Source organism: Kibdelosporangium persicum, from assembly GCF_013280595.1.
GTDB lineage: Bacteria > Actinomycetota > Actinomycetes > Mycobacteriales > Pseudonocardiaceae > Kibdelosporangium > Kibdelosporangium persicum.
Genome location: NZ_JAAATY010000021.1, coordinates 69,193 through 88,264, shown reverse-complemented (window position 1 = coordinate 88,264; position 19,072 = coordinate 69,193). Strand labels below are relative to the sequence as shown.

Here is a 19,072-nt window from a genome sequence, read left to right as displayed (position 1 = left end):
GTCCCCGGGGCAGCGGAGAAGCAGCGTGCGCTGCGCAAAATGAAGCTCGTGGCGCTCGGCTTCCTCGTCGGCGCGACGGTGATCTTCGGCTTCGCCTGGGCATGGGAGGCCAACGGCGGACCGGCATGGGTCGGGTACGTGCGGGCCGCCGCCGAGGCAGGCATGGTCGGCGCGCTGGCGGACTGGTTCGCCGTCACCGCGCTGTTCCGCCACCCGCTGGGCATCCGGATCCCGCACACCGCGATCATCCCCACCCGCAAGAACGTGCTGGGCGACAGCCTCGGCGAGTTCGTCGGCGTCAACTTCCTGTCCGAGCAGGTCGTCCGCGAGCGGCTGGCCAGGGTGGACGTCACCAAGCGGCTCGGCGAGTGGCTCGGCCACGAGGAGAACGCCGAACGGGTCACGTCCGAGCTCGCCACGGTCGTCCGCGGCATGGTCACCGTGCTGCGTGACGAGGACGTGCAGGCCGTGTTCGAACAGGCCGTCACCAAGCGGATCATGTCCGTGCCGTGGGGGCCGCCGCTCGGCAAGCTGATGGAGCGCGTTCTCGCCGACGGCACGCATCGCCAGCTCGTCGACCTGCTGTGCGACCGGTCCTACGACTGGGTCAAGGAGAACCACGACAAGTTCGTCAGCATGGTCTCCGAACGGGCGCCTTCGTGGTCGCCGAAGTTCGTCGACTCGATCGTCGCCGACCGGATCTACGGCGAGGTCATGACGTTCGCGTGGGCACTGAAGACCGACCCGAACCACCCGATGCGCCAGGCCATCGACCGGTTCCTGATCGGCTTCGCCGCGGACATGCAGCACGACCCGGAGATGATGGACCGGGCCGAACGGGTCAAGCACCAGGTCCTCGAACACCGCGAGGTGCAGAACGTGATCGGCTCGGCGTGGGCCAACGTCAAACGCCTGCTGCTGGACGCCGCCGAAGACCCCTCCTCCGAGCTGCGCAAACGTGTCCGGGAAGGCCTCATTTCGCTGGGCAAGCGGCTGACCGGCGAGGACGCGCTGCGCGGCAAGGTCGACAACTGGGTCCAGGACGCGGCGGCGTACGTCGTGCTCAACTACCGCGACGAGATCACCACGTTGATCACCGACACGATCGACCGGTGGGACGCCCAGGAGACCTCCCGCAAGATCGAGCTGCAAGTCGGCCGTGACCTGCAGTTCATCCGGATCAACGGCACCGTGGTCGGCGCGCTGGCCGGGCTGGCGATCCACACGATCGCGCACCTGTTCACGTAGAACGCGCGCGTTCCCGCCACGCCCTGGCCTTCTCGCGGTTGCCGCAGACCCGCATCGAGCACCAGGTCCGGGAACGGTTGCGGGACTGGTCGTAGAAGGCCCAGCGGCAGTCGTGCGCCGGGCAGATCTTGACCCGTTCCCAGTCGCCCTGAAGGGCCAGGCGTGTCGCCGCGGCGAGCACGTTGCTGACGGCGTTCTGGCCGGTCAACGTCGGTATACCGGCTTGCAGCGTGACTTCGACGGGCACCGAGAAGGTGGCTTGGCCGCCTTGGTCCCCCATGGCCGCGCGCATCGCGTCACGGACGTGTCGCGCGTGCGCACGGTCGCTGACGGCCAGTCGCCGTTCGGCCAACCAGGCCCGCCATTCGGCGTCCGTGTCCAGGTGATCGACGTGGTCCTCGTAGTCGACCGTGTTCAGGAAGTCCAGCACCAGCCGGACGTCGTCCGTGCCCACCTTGACCACCTACGATTGGTCGAATAACTCGCGTAACACTAATGAAGGTTACGCACCGAGTGACTTGATCACGCGGCACGGGTTGCCCGCGGCGAAGACCTTCTCGGGCAAGTCGCGGGTGATCACGCTGCCTGCGCCGACGACGGTGTTCGAGCCGATGGTGACGCCCGGGCAGACGATGACGCCGCCGCCCATCCACACGTTGTCCCCAATGGTGATAGGTGCGGCGGTCTCCCATCGTTGGCGGCGTGCCTCATGGTCTTCCATCGGGTGCAACGCCGTCAGCAGTTGTGCGCGCGGGCCGATGGAGACGTCGTCGCCGATGGTGATCGGCGCGCAGTCCATCAGGATGGCGTCGTAGTTGAGGAAGCTGTTGCTGCCCATGCGGATCAGGTAGCCGTAGTCGCACTGGAACCGTGGCATGATCCATGAGCGCTCGCCGATCTCGCCGAGCAGCTGCGCCAGGATCTCCTGGCGCAGCGTGTCGTCGCCCGACTTCGTCGCGTTGAAGCCGTCCAGCAGCTCCTGGCAGCGCCTGCGTTCCGCCACCAGGACCGGATCGTTGTCCTGGTAGAGCTCGCCCCGCAGCATCCGCTCTTTCTGATCACTCACTCTGCCATGATGCCCGGATGATCACACGGATATGGCGGGGCTGGGCGCCGCGGGCGACAGCCGACGACTACCAGCGGCACTATGCGGCCGAAGTCGCGGACCACCTTCGTGGGGTGGCGGGGTTCCGTGGCGCACGGCTGCTTCGGCAGCCGGACGGCGACGAAATCAAGTTCACGTCGTTGACGTTCTTCGACGACCTCGACGCGGTCCGCGGCTTCGCCGGCGAGAACTACGAACAGGCCGTACTCGCGGACGAGGCGCGGCGAGCCTTGAGGCACTGGGACGAAGTCGTCGAGCACCACGACGTTGCCGTCGACCTATAGCAGCAGATACGCCGCATTGCCGAGCCTGAGCACGGTTTCGTGCGACGGCAAGGCCGAACCCAGCGTCGGTCCGCTGTTGCGACGGTGGAACGCGGTCAGCACAGCGTGCCGTGGTTCGGTGGAGTCGTTGCGGGTGCCCGAATGCCACAGATGACTGTTGAACAGCCAACAGGTGCCCACGGGCCCGGTCAGCAGCATCTCGTCCGGATGCGGACGATGCCCGCCCGGTGGCCGGAAGTGATGGTCCAGATGGGACCGGGGAACCACGCGGGTGGCGCCGTTCGTCGGCGTGAAGCCGGTCAGCGCGACGATCGCGTTGCAGGCGCGCCATTGCCCCGGACCGGCCCGTTCGGTCGCGTCCATGTGCAGTGCTTGGCCGCCGTGCCCGGGTTTTCCCGCCCGGTAGTGCATCTGTCTGATCTGGAAGTCCGGGCCGAGCAGGTGCGTGACCGCGGCCAGCAGTTCCGGCCGCAGCCACAGCGCGTCGAACAGGCTGCCCTGGTCGAGCAGGCCTTTGAGGTGCAGCGTGCCGCCCTGGCGGGTGCCCGCCAGCAGCCGGGTGATCTGCCCGATCATCTGTCCGGCCGTGTCCGCGTCGATGAACCCGTCGAGCCGGCAGAACCCTAGCTCGTCAAGCTCCTCTCGATGTCGTGGGACGAGCGCCTCGGGTGAGACTCCCAGCTCGTCCAGTACCTCCCGCATCCCTTCAGGCTGACCGCTCGCCGCACGACCCGCCAGACATGTCACCTGATCAGGCCTGCTGTCCCGGAGGAAAAACACCGAAATTCCTGACAGGAAGTGTCAGGTACGGCGGGCATGCTCGGGACATGAACACTTTCGAATGCACCGCGTGGGACGAGAGCGTGTACGCGGGCGCCGAGGACGGTGCCAGGATCGGCGACGCGAAGATGACCTTCCGGTACAGCGGAATCCTTGACGGCGAAGGCAAATCCGCCGGTCTGCTGACGTACACCGCCGACGGGACCGGCACGGCGACCGGCGCCGAGTTCTTCACGGGCACGATCGACGGCAGGGCGGGCACGGTGATCCTGCGGACCACCAACACGTTCGACGCGGAGAAGGTCACCGGGACCTTCGAGATCGTGCCCGGCACGGGAACCGGCGATCTCCAGGATGCCAAGGGACACGGCAGTTACCTGATGGAACTGGGCACGATGAGCACCGAGTACACCTTCACGAGCTGATCGTCAACACCCGCAGGGCGAGCTGGATCTCCAGTGCACGGTCGGGCGCGTTCCAGTCCGGCCCGAGCAGCGACGCGATCCGGTCGAGTCGTTGCACCACCGTGTTGACGTGCACGTGCAGCACGTCCTTGGTCGCGGTCAGGCTTGCGCCGCACGAGAAGTACGTCCGCAGCGTCCGGACCAGCTCGGTGCCGCGACGTGCGTCGTAGTCGAGCACGGGCCCCAGCGTGCGGTGTGCGAAACCGGCGACGTCAGCTCGATCGCCGAGCAGCACACCGACAAAACCCAAGCCGGACAGGGAAGCTCCGGTGCCGTCCTGCCCGAGCGCACGCAGCGCACGCAGGCAACGGCCCGCTTCGGCGTACGCGGCGGCCAGTTCGACGGGCCCGGTGGCCGGCCCGGCCGCGCCGATGGTCACCGGGCAGCCGACGGCCGTGGTCAGCGCTTTCGCCACCTTGTCGGGATCGCCGTCGGCCGTCAGCAGGACGACCTGCTCGGCGTGCACACCGACCAGGGCCGCGTGACCCGTCGCCGCCGCCGCGAGCCGGCCACGGGACACGCCGTCCGCGTGCGCGATCAGCACACTGTGCGGCGCGGCGAGATTCACGCCGAACCGCCGTCCCCGCGCGATCAACGCGCCGGGATTGCGGTCGGGCGCGGTGAGCAGGTCCGTGAGCAGCTCACCGCGCACCTGCTCCTCGGCTTGCGCGACGGATCGGCGGAGCAGCAACAACAGCGCCGCGACCTGACCCGCGCGTTCGAACAGCAGCCGGTCCTCGTCGGTCAGCGTGGGCCTGCCGGTGAGCACCAGGCTGCCGAGCAGTTCCGGCCCGGCCAGCACGGCACACACCCAGATGTCGCCCTGGGCCACGGCGCGTCCGCCCGCCTGGGCGCGGGCGATCGCTTGTGCCGGTGGGGCAACGGATTCGCCCAGGCACGCGAGCTCGACCCCGGCGGCGTCGTGCAGGACGATCCCGCCGCCGAGCACCTGGGCGACCGCCGCGGCCACCGAGTGGAAGTCCGCGCCACGCAGGACCAGAGCGGTGAGCTGGTCGTGGACCTCCTCGGCCCGCCGGATCGACGAGTTGGCCCGCCGGGTTTCCGCCAGCAGGTGCGCGTTGTCGATCGAGATGGCCGCGTGGTCGGCCAGCGAGGACAACAGGGCGACCTCTTCCGGCGCGAACGTCCGCAACGCCCGGTCGGCCGCGTACAGCACGCCGATCACCCTGCGGCCCAACGTGAGCGGCACGCCGACGATCGAGACCAGGCCTTCGTCGCGGACTGCCGTGTCGATCGCACGCGTGTGCTTGAACCGGGTGTCGGCGAGGTAGTCCGGCGTCGCGTACGGCAGGCCGGTCTGGGCGACCAGCCCGCCGAGCCCCTCGCCGATGCCCAGCGAGAGCTGCTGGAACAGCGCGGACACCGACCCCTCGGTGACCCGCATGAACGTCTGCCCGCCTGCCGTGTCGTTCAGGCTCAGGTACGACACGTCGACCCCGAGCAGCATCCGCACCCGGTGCACGATCTGTTGCAGCACGGCGTCCGGATCACGAAGCCGCGCCAGGTCGTTGGCCGTGTCGACGAGCGCGGACAGCTCCGTCTCGCGGCGCTGGTGCTCGGCGAGGGTGCGCCGGACACGCAGCGCCGCCTCGGTCGCGGCCTGCCACTCCGCGGCCTCGTCCGGCGGCAGACCGGCGGCGCGGGAGGCGGCGAGCTTGGCCAGCTCAGTGCCCTCCGCGCCGTCGGCCAGCAGTTCAAGCAGTTCCCGATACGCTCGCACGCTGGTCATCCTGTCCCAGGTGCCTGCCCCGCGTCTCGCTGGCGAGCACCACCGCGACCACCGTGACCAGGCACATCGCCGCGACGTAGATCGAGACGGGCCACGCCGAGCCGTAGTCGGCGAGCAGCGCGGTCGCGATCAACGGCGCCACCGCGCCCGCACCGAGCGACGCCAGCTGATATCCGACGGACGCGCCCGAATACCGCACGCGGGTGTCGAACAGCTCGGAGAAGAACGCCGCCTGCGGCCCGTACATCGCGCCGTGCAGCACCAGCCCCAGCGTGACGCCCAGCGCGATCACCCAGAACGACCTGGTGTCCAGCATGGCGAAGAAGACGAACGCCCACACGCCAAGGCCGACCGCGCCGAACAGGTACACCACCCGGCGGCCGATCCGGTCCGACAGCGCGCCCCACAACGGGATCGCGACCAGGTGCACGGCCGAGGCGATCACCACGGCGTTCAGCCCGACCGACCGGGACATGCCGAGCTCCTGGGTCAGGTACACCAACAGGAATCCGGTGATGATGTAGTACGAGCCGTTCTCCGCGATCCGGGCGCCCATCGCGATCAGCACCTCGCGCCAGCTGTGCTTGAACACCCGGACGATCGGCGCCTTCTCCGGTGCGTTGCCCGCCTTCGCCACCGCGTCGAGGAAGATCGGTGACTCCTCGATGCTGATCCTGATCCACAGCCCGATCAGCACCAGGATCGCCGACGCCAGGAACGCGACCCGCCAGCCCCACGACAGGAACGCCTCGTCGGACTGCACCGCGGCGAGAACCGCGAGCACGGCCGTGGCCAGCAGGTTGCCCGCCGGGACCCCGGCCTGCGGCCAGGACGTCCAGAACCCGCGGCGTTCCGGCGACCCGTGTTCGGACACGATCAGCACCGCGCCGCCCCACTCACCGCCGATCGCGAAACCCTGCGCCAGGCGCAGGACGGTCAGCAGGATCGGCGCGGCGACACCGATGGTGGCGTAGCCGGGCAGCAGGCCGATCAGGAACGTCGAGATCCCCATCATCAACAGGCTGATGACCAGCAGTTTCTTGCGGCCGAGCTTGTCGCCGTAGTGCCCGAACACCAGCCCGCCCAGTGGCCGGGCCACGAAGCCGAGCGCGTACGTGCCCAAGGACAGCAAGGTCCCGTTGAGCGGGTCGGACGTCGGGAAGAACACCTTGTTGAACACCAGTGTGGCGGCCGACGTGTACAGGAAGAAGTCGTACCACTCCACGGTGGTGCCGACCATGCTTGCGCCGATGATCTTGCGTAACGAACGCTGGTCAGTGGTCGTCATTGGCCACACACCCTCCTCAACTGGCGGTCCAGCCGCCGTCCATGGCGATCGATGTGCCGGTGACGTGGCTGGCGTGCGGGCCGCACAGCCAGAGCACGACGTCGGCGACGTCCTCCGGTTCGATCAGGCGCTTCACCGCGGACCGGTCGAGCAGGATCCGCTCGACCACCTCGTCGGTGCTGATGCCGTGCGCCTCGGCCTGCGCGGCGATCTGGCCCTCGACCAGTTGGGTGCGCACGTAGCCGGGATTGACGCAGTTGCTGGTCACGCCGTGCGGCGCGCCTTCAAGGGCGGCGACTTTGCTCAGCCCTTCGAGCGCGTGCTTGGCGGCGACGTAACCGGACTTGAACGCGCTGGCCCGCAGGCCGTGTGCGCTGGAGATGTTCACGATCCGGCCCCAGCCCTGCCGGTACATGTGCGGCAGGGACCGTCTGACCAGCAGGAACGGCGCGGTCACCATGACCTGCTGGAGCAGCGTGAACATGGCCGGCGGGAACTCGTGAATCGGCGCGACGTGCTGCAGGCCGGCGTTGTTGACCAGGATGTCGATCTCGGCCGGCAGGTCGTCGACGCCTTCGGCCAGGTCGACCTCGTGCGGCTGGCCGCCGATCTCGTCGGCGGCCGCCTTGGCGGCGCAGCCGTCCAGGTCGGCGATGTGCACCCGCGCGCCGCTCTTGGCCAGTGCACGGGCACACGCGAGGCCGATCCCATGCGCTCCGCCGGTGACAAGAGCGACCCGGCCGGTGTGAGGTACGCCACTGCTCATGGCTCTTCACGCTAGGTGCAACCTGCGGTGAGAGCTATGTGTCGTGTCCACACACTCTGTACGCCATCCATGTGGATTCGCCCCGGACACGAGCATGCGGCTTCGACCATAAGTAGTCTGGCGGGTGTGATTTGCCCGAAGTGTCAGAACGCAATGCAGACCGTCGACCGTGGCGGTGTCCACATCGACCAGTGCCAGGCCTGCCGAGGGATCTTCCTGGACCGCGGCGAGCTGGAGCAGATCCTCAACGCGGAGCAGCGCTACCAGCAGCAGTACGCTGCGCCGCCGCCGGTCGCGCCGCCGCCCATGTACCGCGGCGACTCCGCTCCGCCGTACCGCGGCGGTCACGGCGGCTACAAGGACTCCGCGCCTCCGTACGGCGGCGGCTACGGCCACCGCGGTGACTCGCCGCCCCCGTATGGCGGTCACGGCGGCTACGGCCACAAGCGCAAGCGCAAGAGCTTCCTGGAAGAGCTGTTCGACTGAGCAAAGCGCCGGTGGACCTGAAGATCTGCATGGGCTGCGGCACGCGCATGGACGTGCCCGTGGTCCTGGCCGACGAGGCTGTGCTGGTCTGTGAGGAGTGCGGTCATCGGCAGCCGTTCCTGCGGTTGCCGATGTTCGCCTTGACCGGACCGAGCGGAACCGGCAAGTCGACGGTGAGCCGTCTGCTCACGGGCCTGCTCGGCGACCAAGTGGTCGTGCTTGAGCAGGACGTGCTGTGGACGGCCGGTCTACGGGACCCGCACAACGACTTCCAGCTCTTCCGCTCGACCTGGCTGCGAATGGTGGGCATGATCCACCAAAGCGGCAGGCCGGTGGTGCTGTGCGGGACAGTTGTGCCGGTGCAGTTCGAGGAGATCCCCGAGCGCCCGTTGATCGGCGACATCCACTACCTCGCGCTGACCTGCGACAGACTGGTCATGCGCGAACGCCTGCGCGCCCGCCCGGCCTGGCGCGAGTGGGACGAGCCGCGAATCGACGAGATGCTCGAGTTCAACGACTGGGTACGCCGCGAAGCAGCGACCATGAAACCGCCGATGCGCCTGCTGGACACGACCGACCGTCCGGTGGAGGACACAGCGCGCGAAGTGGCGGACTGGGTACGTACAGGCCTGGCACAAAAGACCTCGTGAGTGGTTATCGGGGTTAGAACCCTGATAACCACTCACGAGGGTTTCCTGCCGCTACGGGTTACTTCTGGGCGGTTTTGCCGGCGGCGTTGGTCTTCGTGGTCGTCGTGCGGGTCGCGGCCGGCTTGCGGGCCGGGGTCGTGCGGTTGGCGACCTTGCGGGTGGTGCTGCGGACCTCGTGGGCCACGTCGTCGCCCAGGTCCTCGACGGCCTCGGCGGTCTCGTCGGCCAGCTTCTGCACCTCGCGGGCGGTCTTCTCACCGACCGAGCGGGTCTTGCGGGTCACCTTGGCGAGCACCTCCTCGGCGAGCTCGCGGGCGTCCGTGGCGACGTCACCGGCGCGGGCCTGTGCCTGGGCGATGGCGTCCTCGAGCTGGTCGACGACCTTCTTCACCTGCGGCTGGGCCTTGAGCTTCTCCACGGCGTCCTCGCCCTGCTCGGCGAGCTTGCGGTACAGCTTCACCGCGGCCTCGGTGTAGTCCTCGATGGCCTTGCGCAGCTCGGCCGGGTCCAGCTTGCCGCGCAGCGAGCTGACCTCGGTGGGCAGGTTCTGTGCGGCCTTCTGCGCCGCCTCGGCGCCCTGGGTGGCGCTCTCGCGGGCCTTGCCGACGGCTTCGATGACGGTCTTGGCGACCAGGTCACCGGCGCCCACGGCGGCCAGCAGCGAGGTGCGCACCGGCTCGACGGCCTTGCGCACGTCCTCGGCGTTCGGACGGGTCATGGTCGATCACTCCTCAGTGGGTCTCCTGTTGTCCACATCGGACTTATCCACTGTGGACCTTGGGGCTGCCGATCGCGGGGTCGCGTTCTCCTTGCGGAAGGACTCGTAGACGTCCAGCAGCACCTGTTTCTGACGCTCGTTCAGTTCTTCGTCGGCCCTGATCGCGTCGGCGACCGGGCCGCCGGTCGGCAGATCGAGGATGCCTGCCTGCACGTACAGCGCCTCGGCCGAGATCCGCAGGCCCTTGGCGATCTGCTGCAGGATCTCCGCGCTCGGCTTGCGCAGGCCCCGCTCGATCTGGCTCAGGTACGGGTTGGACACGCCGGCGAGCTTCGACAGCTGGCGCAACGAGATCTTCGCGTTGCTGCGCTGCTGGCGGATGTACTCGCCGATGTCCCGGCCGAGATCGGCGACCTTCTCCATCGGCGACTGCGTCTCGTCGGTCACCTGGTCACCTCCTCTCGACACAGTCCACGGTAGGGCTGGGTGCTAGCAATTGCAAGCGGGATGCTTGCACCTGGTCGGTGGGGTCTGTCACACCGGGCTACAGTGAGGGGCGATGGGCGTGAAAGCGGATGTGGACGGCACCGCGGCGCGACTGCGGAGCCGGCTCGTCCGTGCCCTCGTGCGCAACGGCACGCTGACCGACCCCGCCTGGCGGGACGCCTTCCTGGCCGTTCCGAGGCACGTTTTCCTGCCGCGCTACTTCCAGCAGCGCGGCGGTCGCTGGGAGGCGGTGGACGCCACCGACGAGGACTGGCTGACGCAGGTCTACGCCGATCGCGTGCTCGTGACCCAGCTCGACGGCGACAGTTCCAAGTGGGAGAACGCGCGCAGCAACGGCCCGGTGCGGGGCGCGCCGACCTGCTCGTCGAGCATGCCGACCATCATGGCCGTGATGCTGGAAGCCTTGATGGTCAAGGAGAATCAGCGCGTTCTGGAGATCGGCACGGGCACCGGCTACAACGCCGCGCTGCTGTGCGTCCGCCAGGGTGACCACCTGGTGTCCACAATAGACATCGACACCTCGCTCGCCGGGCCCGCCGCGGAACACCTCGCGGAGTGCGGGTTCCACCCGACATGCGCGGTGATGGACGGCGTCAACGGCTACCCGCCGGGCGCGCCGTACGACCGCATTCTGTGCACTTGCGCCGTCCCGCGAATCCCGCCCGCCTGGCTGGAACAAACCCGTCCTGGCGGCGTCGTGGTCACCACGCTCAGCCGTCCGCTCGGCGCCGGGCTCGTGCGGATCACCGCCGGAGAAGGCGCGACGGGCGAAGGCAGGGTGCTTGCTGACGACGGCCGTTTCATGCCGTTGCGAGCACCGCGGGCCCAGGAGGTCCGGTGGCCGGAGCCGGACGCGCCGGGCAGCACCCGAACCACCACCCTGCCGGCCGGGATGATCAGTCCGACCAGCGCGTTCGAGTTCTTCGCCGGTCTGGAACTACCCGGCGTGCACGCCGCAGGCGCCGCCCAGTCGGTGGTGCTGACGCACCCGGACGGCTCGTGGGCCAGGCACGAGACGGACGTCGTCGTGCAGTCCGGCCCGCGCCGGCTGTGGGACGAGATCGAGATCGCCCACGACCGGTGGCGTGCTCTCGGCGAACCGCGACGCGCCCGGTTCGGCATCACCGTCGACGGCGACAGCCAGGAACTCTGGCTCGACGATCCAGCCGGGCAGCATCGCTGGCCTCTGCCGTGACCAGCGGAAACCAGCGAAGATCGGGTCGGCGGGAAACCTGGTTCGACTGTGCGCGGCCTTGACCATGTGGTCACAGCGACGCGTGGCAACGTAGTCTGATGGTGTGCCGACGTTCGCCCAATACATCGTGATAGCCATCAACTGGGCCGCACTCCCAGTCGGTGTGTTCGCGTTCGTGCACGCCCTGCTTCAGCGTGCGGACGCGTTCACGGCGATCGACCGGATGACCAAACCGGCCTGGCTGGGCATCACCGGCGGTGGCACGGCGGCGCTCGTGCTGTTCTCGTTCGCCAACTTCACCATGATGTTCTGGATCGCGGGCCTGGTGGCCGTGCTGGTCTACATCGTGGACGTGCGGCCCCGGCTGATCGAGGTCCAGCGCGGCAACCGGTGGTGAACTGGCAGGCCTACGGATCGGGTGACCCGGTCACGATCGTCGTCCCAGGTCTTGGCGCCACGCCCGGTGAGGCGCGCATTCCCGCGTCCGGGCTGCCCGGAGCCCGGGTCGTGCTCACGTTGCCGTCGCACGGTGACGAGCCGGACGCGCCGGACGGCTACTGGCGCTACGAAACCATCGCCGCGGACGTCCTGAAGGTCGCCGACGAGGTCAAAGCCCGGAAAGCGATCGGCGTCTCGCTCGGCGCGGGCGCGTTGACCAGGATCGCCGCCGACCACCCGGACAGGTTCGACCGAATCGCCTTGTTGCTGCCCGCGGTGCTGGACCGGCCGCGGTCGGCCGAAGTGCAGGCGGTGCTGCGCAGGCAGACCAGCGAGGACGAGATCGCGAAGACCTTGCCCACCGGATACGCGCTGGGCGACTACGTGCAAGCACGCGCCAAGGCCCTGCGCAGGCTCACCACCGCGATCGACCAGCTGTCGGGGGCGTTCCCGATCGCGGACCGGGAAGTGCTGCGGCACGTCACCGCTCCGACCTTGGTGATCGGCGCCGTCGGTGACCCGCTGCACCCGGCCGGGATCGCGGAGCAGACCGCCGCCGCGTTCGGCAAGGGCGAGCTGCGGCTGTTCGACTCGCCCGCGCCGATGATCACTCACCGGGCGGAGCTGCGTGGCCTGCTGCAAGTAGCCTGGCAGGCGTGACTTGGACAATCGCGGGCTCTTTGCGGGTCCTGGGCGCCACTGACCGGACCGACCTGCTCGCCGCGCCCGTCGCCGCCGCACTCGCCGCCCTCGACCCCAGCGACGCCGCGCGCGTCGGGGTCGCCCAGATCGACCCGGACCTCGCCGACACCGCCCAGTTCTGCGAGGCCTACGGCTCACCGCTGGACGCGTCCGCGAACTGCGTCGTCGTCTCAGGCAAACGTGCTGGTGAGGAACGTTTCGCCGCGTGCTTGGTGCTCGCGACGACCCGGGCGGACGTCAACGGCGTGGTCCGGCGCAGGCTCGACGTCCGCAAGGCGTCGTTCGCGCCGATGGACACCGCCGTCGAACTGACCGGGATGGAGTACGGCGGAATCACACCGCTCGGCCTGCCGGACGGCTGGCCGCTGCTGATCGACCAGGCCGTCGCGACCGCGCCGGAGCTGGTGATCGGCAGCGGAATCCGCGGCAGCAAGATCCTTGTCCCTGGTGAGGTGCTGGCGAAGTTCCCCGGTGCCGAGGTGATCGAGGGGCTAGGTCGTGTTTCAAATGCCCGATCGCGATAGCCGGGCCGGATGCGGCCCCTGACGCCACCGCGGGACCGCCCAAAGACAACCAGGATTCGCGGCGATCCCGCGGCGACGCCAGGAACCGCCCCACCGAGCCGATTCCGGCCTCCGGCCGGGGCAGACTCTCATCGACCGGGACATTCGAAACACGACCTAGGTCGCTGAGTACTTCCGTAGGAGGGCGACGGCTTCGTCGACGTCGTCGGTGACCAGGATCCATTCCTCCGCGTCGCGTCCCCGGGCCAGTTGCCGGACCAGGGGTGCGGCGGGTACTTCGGTCGTCCAGAAGTGCTTGCCGAGGAACACCATCGGCGCCGCCGGGCCGATCGACGTGTAGTGGTTCTGGGTGTAGTCCTGGAAGACCTCCTGGACCGTGCCCGCGCTGCCGGGCGTGTACACGACACCGCCGGTCGCCACGGTCAGCAGACCGTCCTCGCGCACGGAGTTCGCGAAGTACTTGGCGTGCAGGTGACAGGCCGGGTTGGGCGGCTCGTGGCCGTAGAACCACGTGGGAATGCCGATGGTGAGCGGCTCGGAATCCGGCAGCGACGGCCGCAGTCCGGTGGCGAGCCATTCGCCGATCGCGGCGGCGTCCGCGCCGAACCGCGGCGACTTGGCCAGTTCGGCGTGCAGTTCGTCGACGTGGTCCGGCATCCGGACGCCGTACGGAACCGCCTCCATCGCTCCCGGTCCACCACCGGTCAGCACGGTGAATCCGGCGACGCCCAACGCGGCGCCGAGCCGCATCGCGGCCCGATAGCCCTCGGAGTCACGTGTCAGCGCGTGCCCTCCCATCACGGCGACGGGAGGCGGTGTGCAGGTCGCCAGCACTTCGGCCAGTGCCGTGGTGATGGAGTGGTCGTGCAGCCGCTCTGCCAAGGCGTGCAAGGGATCTGGTGATCGGCCCTGCTGCTTGCTGTGTTCGTAGATCCGGGCGTCCGGAGTGTCCGCGTAGGTTTCCGGGCGTCCGGGGTCGAAGCCGTCGAACAGTTCGGCCGGGGTGTACAGCCGGGTCCGGTAGACGTGGTACGGCAGGTCGGGGATGTCCGGGAAGATCAACGCCCCGGCCGCCTCGGCCTGCCGCCTGGTCCTGTCCGGCACCTCGCAGCCCAGCAGGACGGCGCCGTCCAGCGCGGTGCGCAGCAGATCGCCGTGGCCGGTCAGGTCCAGCCCGATCAGCACGGTGTCGCGCAGATCGTGACCGGCCGCCCGGTGATCGCGCAACGCCTCGATGTCGGTGATCTCGGTCCGCACGCGGGCAGCTTACTTCGGCGGCGGACGGCGGCGGAGCGGTTGGGGCCACAACACCGTTCCCGCCGTCCGGCCGGGGCGCCGCGGGGAAATTTCGCGTTACGCTCGCCAGGTGGAACACATTCGCACCCGCCTGGTCAGGTTCGCGGAGCCGAACGGTCAAGTCCACATCGGACTGCACGAGGGTGAGGTGATCAGACGCCTGCCCGGCGAGTGGCGGATCGCGGACCTGCTCGGCGTCCCGCTCGACACCATGCGTGACATGGTGGCGCGTGCGAGCACCGAGATCCCGGCCGAGAGCGTCCGGCTGCTCGCCCCGGTGGACGGCCTGATGGAGGTCTGGGCGGCCGGCGTGACGTACGAGCGCTCGCGCGACGCCCGGGTCGAGGAGACCAGCGAGCCGACCGTGTACGACCGTATCTACCAGGCCGAACGGCCGGAGCTGTTCTTCAAGGCACCGGCGTGGCGGGTGGTGACCGACGGCGAGCCGATCTCCGTACGCGACGACTCCACGATCAACGTGCCGGAGCCGGAACTCGGCCTGGTGGTCAACGCGCACGGTGAGATCGCCGGATATGTCGTGGTCAACGACGTCAGCTCGCGCTCCATCGAAGGCGACAACCCGCTCTACCTGCCGCAGGCCAAGATCTACGCGGGCAGCTGCTCGATCTCGGCCGGGATCGTGCCCGCGTGGCTGACCGGCATCGACGACCTGGCCATCTCCATGTGGGTGCACCGCGCGGGCACGGTCGCGTTCGAGGGGCACACGTCGACGGCGTCGTTCCACCGCCCGGCTGCGGGGCTTGTCCCGTACCTGACGTCCCACCTGCGGTTCCCGGACGGCGCCGTGCTGTCGACGGGCACGGGGATCGTGCCGGGCCTGGACTTCGACCTCAAACCGGGCGACACCGTCGAGATCCGGATCGCCAACGTCGGCAGCCTGACCAACACCGTGCTGCGGACACGGGAATGGCTGGATAGCGTGGAGGCATGATCGCTCGTGAGATCCGCCTCGCGGCCCGCCCGGTGGGTGAGCCGAAGCCGTCCGACTTCGAGGTCGCCGAGGTCGCCGTCCCTGAGCCAGGCGCAGGGCAGCTGCTGGTCCGAAACGTCCTGCTCAGCGTCGACCCGTACATGCGCGGCCGGATGAGCGAGGCGAAATCCTACGCGGAGCCGTACCGCGTCGGGGAAGTGATGTGGGGCGGTGCGATCGGCGAGGTCGTGACCTCCACAGTGGACGATTTCCAGCCCGGCGACTTCGTGTTGCACAACTTGGGCTGGCGAGAGTACGCGGTGCCCCAAGCGCGTGAAGCGCGGAAGGTCGACCCCGAGGTGGCGCCGCTCAGCGCGTATCTCGGCGTACTCGGCATGCCCGGACTGACCGCGTACGTCGGCGTCGTGGACATCGCTTCGCTCAAACCCGGTGATCACGTGTTCGTGTCCGGAGCCGCGGGCGCGGTCGGTTCGATCGCCGGTCAGATCGCCCGGCTCCGGGGCGCCGCCCGGGTGGTCGGCTCGGCCGGAACGGCGGAGAAGGTCCGTTATCTCAAGGAGGACCTCGGCTTCGACGCGGCGTTCAACTACAAGGACGCCCCCGTCGCCGGACAACTGGCGGCCGCGGCCCCGGACGGCATCGACGTCTACTTCGACAACGTCGGCGGAGACCACCTCGAAGCCGCGATCGGAGCGATGAACCAGTACGGCCGCGCGGCCCTCTGCGGCTCGATCTCCGGCTACAACGCGACCTCACCGCCGCCAGGCCCACGCAACATGTTCCGCATCGTCGGATGGCGCCTGCGGTTGCAGGGATTCATCGTGACCGACCACTACAACCGGATGCGCGACTTCATCGCCGAGGCAGGCGAATGGGTGCGGTCAGGCCGGTTGAAGTACGCCGAGACGGTGGTGGAAGGCTTCGAGCACACCCCGGAAGCCTTCATGGACATGTTGTCGGGCAAGAACACCGGAAAGATGATTGTGTCGCTTTAGGACACCGTGACGGGCTAGAACACCACTGTTTTGTTGCCGTGGACCAGGACCCGGTTCTCCAGGTGCCAGCGAAGGCCACGGGCGAGCACTACTTTCTCGATGTCACGGCCCTTGCGGACCATGTCCGGGATGCTGTCCGCGTGACCAACGCGGATCACGTCCTGCTCGACGATCGGGCCGGCGTCCAGCTCCGCGGTCACGTAATGGCACGTGGCCCCGACAAGTTTGACGCCGCGCTGGTGGGCCTGGTGGTAGGGCTTCGCGCCGACGAACGAGGGCAGGAAGCTGTGGTGGATGTTCAGTGCCCTTCCCGACCATTCCGCGCACAACGAGGTCGGCAGGATCTGCATGAACCTGGCGAGCACTATCGCGTGCGGGTTGTGCTCGGCGACCAGTTCGCGTACCCGCGCGAATGCCGCGTCCTTGCCTTCACGGGGGAACTCGACGTGGTGGAACGGGATTCCGTGCGCTTCGGTGATGCCCGCCAGGTCGGTGTGGTTTCCGATCACCGCTGGGATGTCGATGTCGAGTTCACCGGACGCCACCCTGCCGAGCAGGTCGTACAGGCAGTGTCCTTCCTTCGACACCAGGATCACGACTCGGCGGCGCTCACCCGTGTCGGTGACCGTCCACTCGCCACCGAGCTCCGCCGCCACTTCGGCGAACTGGGCTCGCAGCGCGTCCATGCCGAAGGGCAGTGAGCCGGCCAGCACTTCCTGGCGGGTGAAGAACCAGCCCGTGTCCTGGTCGGTGTGGTACGCCGCCTCGACGATCCAGCCACCGGCGTCCGCCAGGAACTGGGAGATCCGGGCGACGATGCCGGTCCGGTCGGGACAGCCGAAGGTGATCACGTACCGGCGTTCGGGCTGGGTCATGACTGGAGATTGTCTCAGCCGCCGTTGACGGCCCGCATGAGCTCCTCCCGCCCGTTCAGGATCGCGTGGCTGGGCCGCTTCCAGCACGCCCGGAACACCGCGTCGGCCGTGCCCGCCAGGTTCGCGTCGGCGTCGGTCGCGGAGTCCTCGACCGGGCCGACCTCCACCGCTCCGCCGTGGGCGTGCACCATCCACGCCCGGCCTGCGTCCGCCGCGTGCACCAGGAGCGTTCCCTCGACGGTCACCTCGGGCCGCTTCACCCTCGCGAGAGCCGGCGACAGCACGGTGAGGACCTCGTCGATGCCGTCGGCGGCGAGCTCGGAGTCGAACAGCAGCGTCGGCACGTTCTCCGAACGGGCGTGTTCGGCGTCCAGGCGGTGGATCGCCGTCTCATGCGCCTGGCGGCGTGCCCACCAGCCGTACGATCCCAGCTCGGGAAGGAAGCCCCAGGCCGGTTTGCCCGGCTCCGACGCGCCGAGGGTGGTGACCATCTCGGTCCGCACGCCCTCCCACCAGCTGAGCAGCTCGTCCCAGTCCTTCGGGGCCACCGGGGCGTCGGGGCGGGCGTCCGCCGGGGTGCGCTTCAGCGACTCACACACCCAGGCGTGGACGCGTGCGATGTGCCTGACCAGGTCCTGAACTGTCCACTTCGGACAAGTGGGCACCGGTGCCGACGGCCCGGCCGCGACCGCCGCCGCCTGCAGGGCCTCGGATTGTTCCACGATGTGCGCGATGTACGTCTCGTGATCCACTCACCGGAGCCTAGTGGAACATCGACCACGAGAGGGTGACCTCGCCCATTCGCCACCGCCGCCTGGTGTCCAGCACCGGCCAGTCGTCCGACGAAAGCCGGCTGATCGTCTCGACCCAGCGCGCCCGTGGGCCGTAGGGGCTCACCGGGGCGGCCGCCGCCCAGTGCGCGTCCATGGCCTTGAGCAGGTCGTGAATCCGTTCACCCGGGATGTTGCGGTGGATCAACGACTTCGGCAGCCGTTCGGCCAAATCGGACGGCTGTGAGATGTCGGAAGGCAGGCACGCCAACGTGAACGCGAACGGGCCGGCCACGGACAACGTCACCCAGCAGCAACGCCTGCCGATCTCGTCGCACGTGCCCTCGACGAGCAACCCGCCGGGAGCCAGCCGGGACAACATGGCCTGCCACGCGTCAGCCGCGTCTGCCTCGGTGTACTGGCGCAACACGTTGAACGCACGCAGCAGCACCGGGCGTGCCCCGGCCAGTTCGAAACCACCGCGCCGGAAGTCCAGCCGTGGCGGGTCGGCCGCGGCCTTGCCCGCCTCGACCCGGTCCGGATCGAGCTCCAGCCCGAGCACGCGGACGTCGGACCGGACGACGGCAAGCCGCGACGCGAGCTCGACCGTGGTCACGGGTGACGAGCCGTAGCCGAGGTCGACCACGAGCGGATCGGGCGCGTCGCGCAGTACCGAGGCGACCCACGGTGTCCCGGTCATCCACCGGTCCACTTTGCGCAGCCGGTTCGGGTTCGTGGTGCCGCGCGTGGGTACGCCGAGCGCGCGGGCCCGGCCCGCGGCTAGCCGCGGTGTGCGAGCCATTTCTCGGTGAACGCGGCCTCGCTGGCCAGCAGTTTCAGCACCTGGTCGCCGATCGACTTCTCGATCTTGCCGCCGACCAGCGGGATGCTCACCTTGACCGTCAGCGAGGTCACCCACTCCGCGCCGCCGTCCACGTCGGACAGCCGCATGGTGCCGTCGATCTCGCCGGGAACGCCCTGCACGGCGGCCTTGACGGTGCCGGTCCCGTCCGGCCGCCAGGTCTCAGTACGGTGAACGACCAGGTCGCCCTTCAGCAGGGTGCGCACAGCTGAGGGAAGATGTTCCGCGGCAAGCCCCTGGCGGACCTCGAACGTCGTGGCCTGTGCCGACTCCGTGCGGTTCACGACGGAGGCGTTGTTGCCGCCGAGAGCATCGAGCCGGTCGGTCAGGAACGCCGGATCGACGACCGCGGCGTACACGGATTCGGCAGGGGCGGCGAACCTCGCCCGGTGCTCCATACGGCTAGGCATGAACCGG

24 protein-coding genes are annotated in these 19,072 nt (G+C 68.9%); 11 read left to right on the top strand and 13 right to left on the bottom strand.

The features are described 5' to 3' along the window. The first annotated feature begins 39 nt into the window (after window positions 1-39). Window positions 40-1,248: a DUF445 domain-containing protein gene (locus GC106_RS31105; protein ID WP_173138155.1), complete on the top strand. Its 1,209-nt coding sequence runs from the start codon at window positions 40-42 to the stop codon at window positions 1,246-1,248. Here the strand turns inward: GC106_RS31105 and GC106_RS31100 are convergent. Together GC106_RS31100 and GC106_RS31095 are read right to left on the bottom strand one after the other, a co-directional pair. Next, entirely contained in the window at window positions 1,241-1,702 is a 462-nt protein-coding gene (locus GC106_RS31100; protein ID WP_173138019.1) for a CGNR zinc finger domain-containing protein, read from the bottom strand. The genes GC106_RS31105 and GC106_RS31100 overlap by 8 nt on opposite strands. A 48-nt stretch (window positions 1,703-1,750) precedes the next feature. After that, window positions 1,751-2,314: a sugar O-acetyltransferase gene (locus GC106_RS31095; protein WP_173138017.1), complete on the bottom strand. Its 564-nt coding sequence runs from the start codon at window positions 2,312-2,314 to the stop codon at window positions 1,751-1,753. 17 nt (window positions 2,315-2,331) lie between these two features. Here GC106_RS31095 and GC106_RS31090 point away from each other — a divergent pair, with 17 nt between their 5' ends. Next, window positions 2,332-2,637, top strand: a complete 306-nt coding sequence (locus tag GC106_RS31090; RefSeq protein ID WP_173138015.1) for an antibiotic biosynthesis monooxygenase family protein — start codon at window positions 2,332-2,334, stop codon at window positions 2,635-2,637. Here GC106_RS31090 and GC106_RS31085 read toward each other — a convergent pair. Beyond that, window positions 2,632-3,339 carry a phytanoyl-CoA dioxygenase family protein gene (locus tag GC106_RS31085; protein ID WP_173138013.1) on the bottom strand — a complete coding sequence of 236 codons (708 nt, stop codon included), beginning with the start codon at window positions 3,337-3,339 and terminating at the stop codon, window positions 2,632-2,634. The two genes, GC106_RS31090 and GC106_RS31085, sit on opposite strands and share 6 nt — an antisense overlap. A 125-nt stretch (window positions 3,340-3,464) precedes the next feature. On the opposite strand from GC106_RS31085, the gene GC106_RS31080 reads away from it, so the two are divergent. Then, window positions 3,465-3,842, top strand: coding sequence for a DUF3224 domain-containing protein (locus GC106_RS31080; protein ID WP_173138011.1), 378 nt, complete (start codon window positions 3,465-3,467; stop codon window positions 3,840-3,842). Here the strand turns inward: GC106_RS31080 and GC106_RS31075 are convergent. From GC106_RS31075 to GC106_RS31065, 3 genes are read right to left on the bottom strand one after another with little or no spacing between them, the layout of a single operon-like run. Further along, entirely contained in the window at window positions 3,832-5,631 is a 1,800-nt protein-coding gene (locus GC106_RS31075; protein WP_173138009.1) for a helix-turn-helix domain-containing protein, read from the bottom strand. The two genes, GC106_RS31080 and GC106_RS31075, sit on opposite strands and share 11 nt — an antisense overlap. Then, window positions 5,597-6,919, bottom strand: coding sequence for an MFS transporter (locus GC106_RS31070; RefSeq protein WP_173138007.1), 1,323 nt, complete (start codon window positions 6,917-6,919; stop codon window positions 5,597-5,599). The genes GC106_RS31075 and GC106_RS31070 overlap by 35 nt, the downstream gene beginning before the upstream one ends. A gap of 16 nt (window positions 6,920-6,935) precedes the next feature. Then, entirely contained in the window at window positions 6,936-7,685 is a 750-nt protein-coding gene (locus GC106_RS31065) for a 3-hydroxybutyrate dehydrogenase (protein ID WP_173138004.1), read from the bottom strand. 69 nt (window positions 7,686-7,754) lie between these two features. Between GC106_RS31065 and GC106_RS31060 the strand changes: the two genes are divergently transcribed. Together GC106_RS31060 and GC106_RS31055 are read left to right on the top strand one after the other, a co-directional pair. Next, window positions 7,755-8,171 (top strand): zf-TFIIB domain-containing protein, encoded by a 417-nt coding sequence (locus tag GC106_RS31060; protein ID WP_173138002.1) that lies wholly within the window; start codon window positions 7,755-7,757, stop codon window positions 8,169-8,171. Between the two features lie 29 nt (window positions 8,172-8,200). Beyond that, window positions 8,201-8,821 carry a P-loop nucleotide/nucleoside kinase family protein gene (locus GC106_RS31055; protein WP_173138153.1) on the top strand — a complete coding sequence of 207 codons (621 nt, stop codon included), beginning with the start codon at window positions 8,201-8,203 and terminating at the stop codon, window positions 8,819-8,821. Window positions 8,822-8,879: 58 nt separating this feature from the next. On the opposite strand, the gene GC106_RS31050 is transcribed toward GC106_RS31055, so the two are convergent. Both GC106_RS31050 and GC106_RS31045 read right to left on the bottom strand, forming a co-directional pair. Beyond that, on the bottom strand, window positions 8,880-9,539 hold the full coding sequence (locus tag GC106_RS31050; protein WP_173138000.1) for a hypothetical protein: 660 nt from the start codon (window positions 9,537-9,539) through the stop codon (window positions 8,880-8,882). 6 nt (window positions 9,540-9,545) lie between these two features. Further along, window positions 9,546-9,962, bottom strand: coding sequence for a helix-turn-helix domain-containing protein (locus GC106_RS31045; RefSeq protein WP_173138151.1), 417 nt, complete (start codon window positions 9,960-9,962; stop codon window positions 9,546-9,548). Between the two features lie 136 nt (window positions 9,963-10,098). Here GC106_RS31045 and tgmC point away from each other — a divergent pair, with 136 nt between their 5' ends. From tgmC to GC106_RS31025, 4 genes are all read left to right on the top strand, one after another. Then, window positions 10,099-11,241 (top strand): ATP-grasp peptide maturase system methyltransferase, encoded by a 1,143-nt coding sequence (tgmC, locus tag GC106_RS31040; RefSeq protein WP_173137998.1) that lies wholly within the window; start codon window positions 10,099-10,101, stop codon window positions 11,239-11,241. 103 nt (window positions 11,242-11,344) lie between these two features. Beyond that, a complete protein-coding gene (locus GC106_RS31035) occupies window positions 11,345-11,638 on the top strand; it encodes a DUF2516 family protein (RefSeq protein WP_173137996.1) in 294 nt (97 codons plus the stop codon). Then, window positions 11,632-12,339, top strand: a complete 708-nt coding sequence (locus GC106_RS31030; RefSeq protein ID WP_173137994.1) for an alpha/beta fold hydrolase — start codon at window positions 11,632-11,634, stop codon at window positions 12,337-12,339. The genes GC106_RS31035 and GC106_RS31030 overlap by 7 nt, the downstream gene beginning before the upstream one ends. Continuing rightward, complete coding sequence (locus GC106_RS31025; protein ID WP_173137992.1) at window positions 12,336-12,905, top strand: YbaK/EbsC family protein; 570 nt, start codon at window positions 12,336-12,338, stop codon at window positions 12,903-12,905. The genes GC106_RS31030 and GC106_RS31025 overlap by 4 nt, the downstream gene beginning before the upstream one ends. Before the next feature lie 156 nt (window positions 12,906-13,061). Here the strand turns inward: GC106_RS31025 and GC106_RS31020 are convergent, their stop codons facing one another. Continuing rightward, the gene (locus GC106_RS31020; RefSeq protein WP_173137990.1) at window positions 13,062-14,162 is read right to left on the bottom strand and encodes an LOG family protein; all 1,101 of its coding nucleotides are present in this window, start codon (window positions 14,160-14,162) and stop codon (window positions 13,062-13,064) included. A gap of 109 nt (window positions 14,163-14,271) precedes the next feature. Between GC106_RS31020 and GC106_RS31015 the strand changes: the two genes are divergently transcribed. Both GC106_RS31015 and GC106_RS31010 read left to right on the top strand, forming a co-directional pair. Then, on the top strand, window positions 14,272-15,153 hold the full coding sequence (locus tag GC106_RS31015; RefSeq protein ID WP_312873009.1) for a fumarylacetoacetate hydrolase family protein: 882 nt from the start codon (window positions 14,272-14,274) through the stop codon (window positions 15,151-15,153). After that, complete coding sequence (locus GC106_RS31010; RefSeq protein WP_173137978.1) at window positions 15,150-16,148, top strand: NADP-dependent oxidoreductase; 999 nt, start codon at window positions 15,150-15,152, stop codon at window positions 16,146-16,148. Before GC106_RS31015 ends, GC106_RS31010 begins: the two co-directional genes overlap by 4 nt. A gap of 14 nt (window positions 16,149-16,162) precedes the next feature. Here GC106_RS31010 and purU read toward each other — a convergent pair whose 3' ends face one another. The 4 genes from purU to GC106_RS30990 are packed head-to-tail and all read right to left on the bottom strand — an operon-like array spanning window position 16,163 to window position 19,065. Further along, complete coding sequence (gene purU, locus GC106_RS31005; RefSeq protein WP_173137976.1) at window positions 16,163-17,023, bottom strand: formyltetrahydrofolate deformylase; 861 nt, start codon at window positions 17,021-17,023, stop codon at window positions 16,163-16,165. Window positions 17,024-17,037: 14 nt separating this feature from the next. Next, complete coding sequence (locus tag GC106_RS31000) at window positions 17,038-17,775, bottom strand: maleylpyruvate isomerase family mycothiol-dependent enzyme (protein ID WP_312873007.1); 738 nt, start codon at window positions 17,773-17,775, stop codon at window positions 17,038-17,040. Between the two features lie 10 nt (window positions 17,776-17,785). Continuing rightward, entirely contained in the window at window positions 17,786-18,595 is an 810-nt protein-coding gene (locus GC106_RS30995; RefSeq protein WP_173137974.1) for a class I SAM-dependent methyltransferase, read from the bottom strand. Then, window positions 18,574-19,065: a DUF2505 domain-containing protein gene (locus GC106_RS30990; protein WP_173137973.1), complete on the bottom strand. Its 492-nt coding sequence runs from the start codon at window positions 19,063-19,065 to the stop codon at window positions 18,574-18,576. The genes GC106_RS30995 and GC106_RS30990 overlap by 22 nt, the downstream gene beginning before the upstream one ends. Between the last annotated feature and the right edge of the window lie 7 nt (window positions 19,066-19,072).

Bases quoted from the DNA above. Each gene is read 5' to 3' on its own strand.
- GC106_RS31105 (WP_173138155.1), top strand. From the start codon at position 40: ATGAAGCTCGTGGCGCTCGGCTTCCTCGTCGGCGCGACGGTGATCTTC.
- GC106_RS31090 (WP_173138015.1), top strand. From the start codon at position 2,332: ATGATCACACGGATATGGCGGGGCTGGGCGCCGCGGGCGACAGCCGAC.
- GC106_RS31085 (WP_173138013.1), bottom strand. From the start codon at position 3,339: ATGCGGGAGGTACTGGACGAGCTGGGAGTCTCACCCGAGGCGCTCGTC.
- GC106_RS31080 (WP_173138011.1), top strand. From the start codon at position 3,465: ATGAACACTTTCGAATGCACCGCGTGGGACGAGAGCGTGTACGCGGGC.
- GC106_RS31075 (WP_173138009.1), bottom strand. From the start codon at position 5,631: ATGACCAGCGTGCGAGCGTATCGGGAACTGCTTGAACTGCTGGCCGAC.
- GC106_RS31070 (WP_173138007.1), bottom strand. From the start codon at position 6,919: ATGACGACCACTGACCAGCGTTCGTTACGCAAGATCATCGGCGCAAGC.
- GC106_RS31065 (WP_173138004.1), bottom strand. From the start codon at position 7,685: ATGAGCAGTGGCGTACCTCACACCGGCCGGGTCGCTCTTGTCACCGGC.
- GC106_RS31060 (WP_173138002.1), top strand. From the start codon at position 7,755: ATGTGGATTCGCCCCGGACACGAGCATGCGGCTTCGACCATAAGTAGT.
- GC106_RS31055 (WP_173138153.1), top strand. From the start codon at position 8,201: ATGGGCTGCGGCACGCGCATGGACGTGCCCGTGGTCCTGGCCGACGAG.
- GC106_RS31050 (WP_173138000.1), bottom strand. From the start codon at position 9,539: ATGACCCGTCCGAACGCCGAGGACGTGCGCAAGGCCGTCGAGCCGGTG.
- GC106_RS31045 (WP_173138151.1), bottom strand. From the start codon at position 9,962: ATGGAGAAGGTCGCCGATCTCGGCCGGGACATCGGCGAGTACATCCGC.
- tgmC (WP_173137998.1), top strand. From the start codon at position 10,099: ATGGGCGTGAAAGCGGATGTGGACGGCACCGCGGCGCGACTGCGGAGC.
- GC106_RS31010 (WP_173137978.1), top strand. From the start codon at position 15,150: ATGATCGCTCGTGAGATCCGCCTCGCGGCCCGCCCGGTGGGTGAGCCG.
- purU (WP_173137976.1), bottom strand. From the start codon at position 17,023: ATGACCCAGCCCGAACGCCGGTACGTGATCACCTTCGGCTGTCCCGAC.
- GC106_RS30995 (WP_173137974.1), bottom strand. From the start codon at position 18,595: ATGGCTCGCACACCGCGGCTAGCCGCGGGCCGGGCCCGCGCGCTCGGC.
- GC106_RS30990 (WP_173137973.1), bottom strand. From the start codon at position 19,065: ATGCCTAGCCGTATGGAGCACCGGGCGAGGTTCGCCGCCCCTGCCGAA.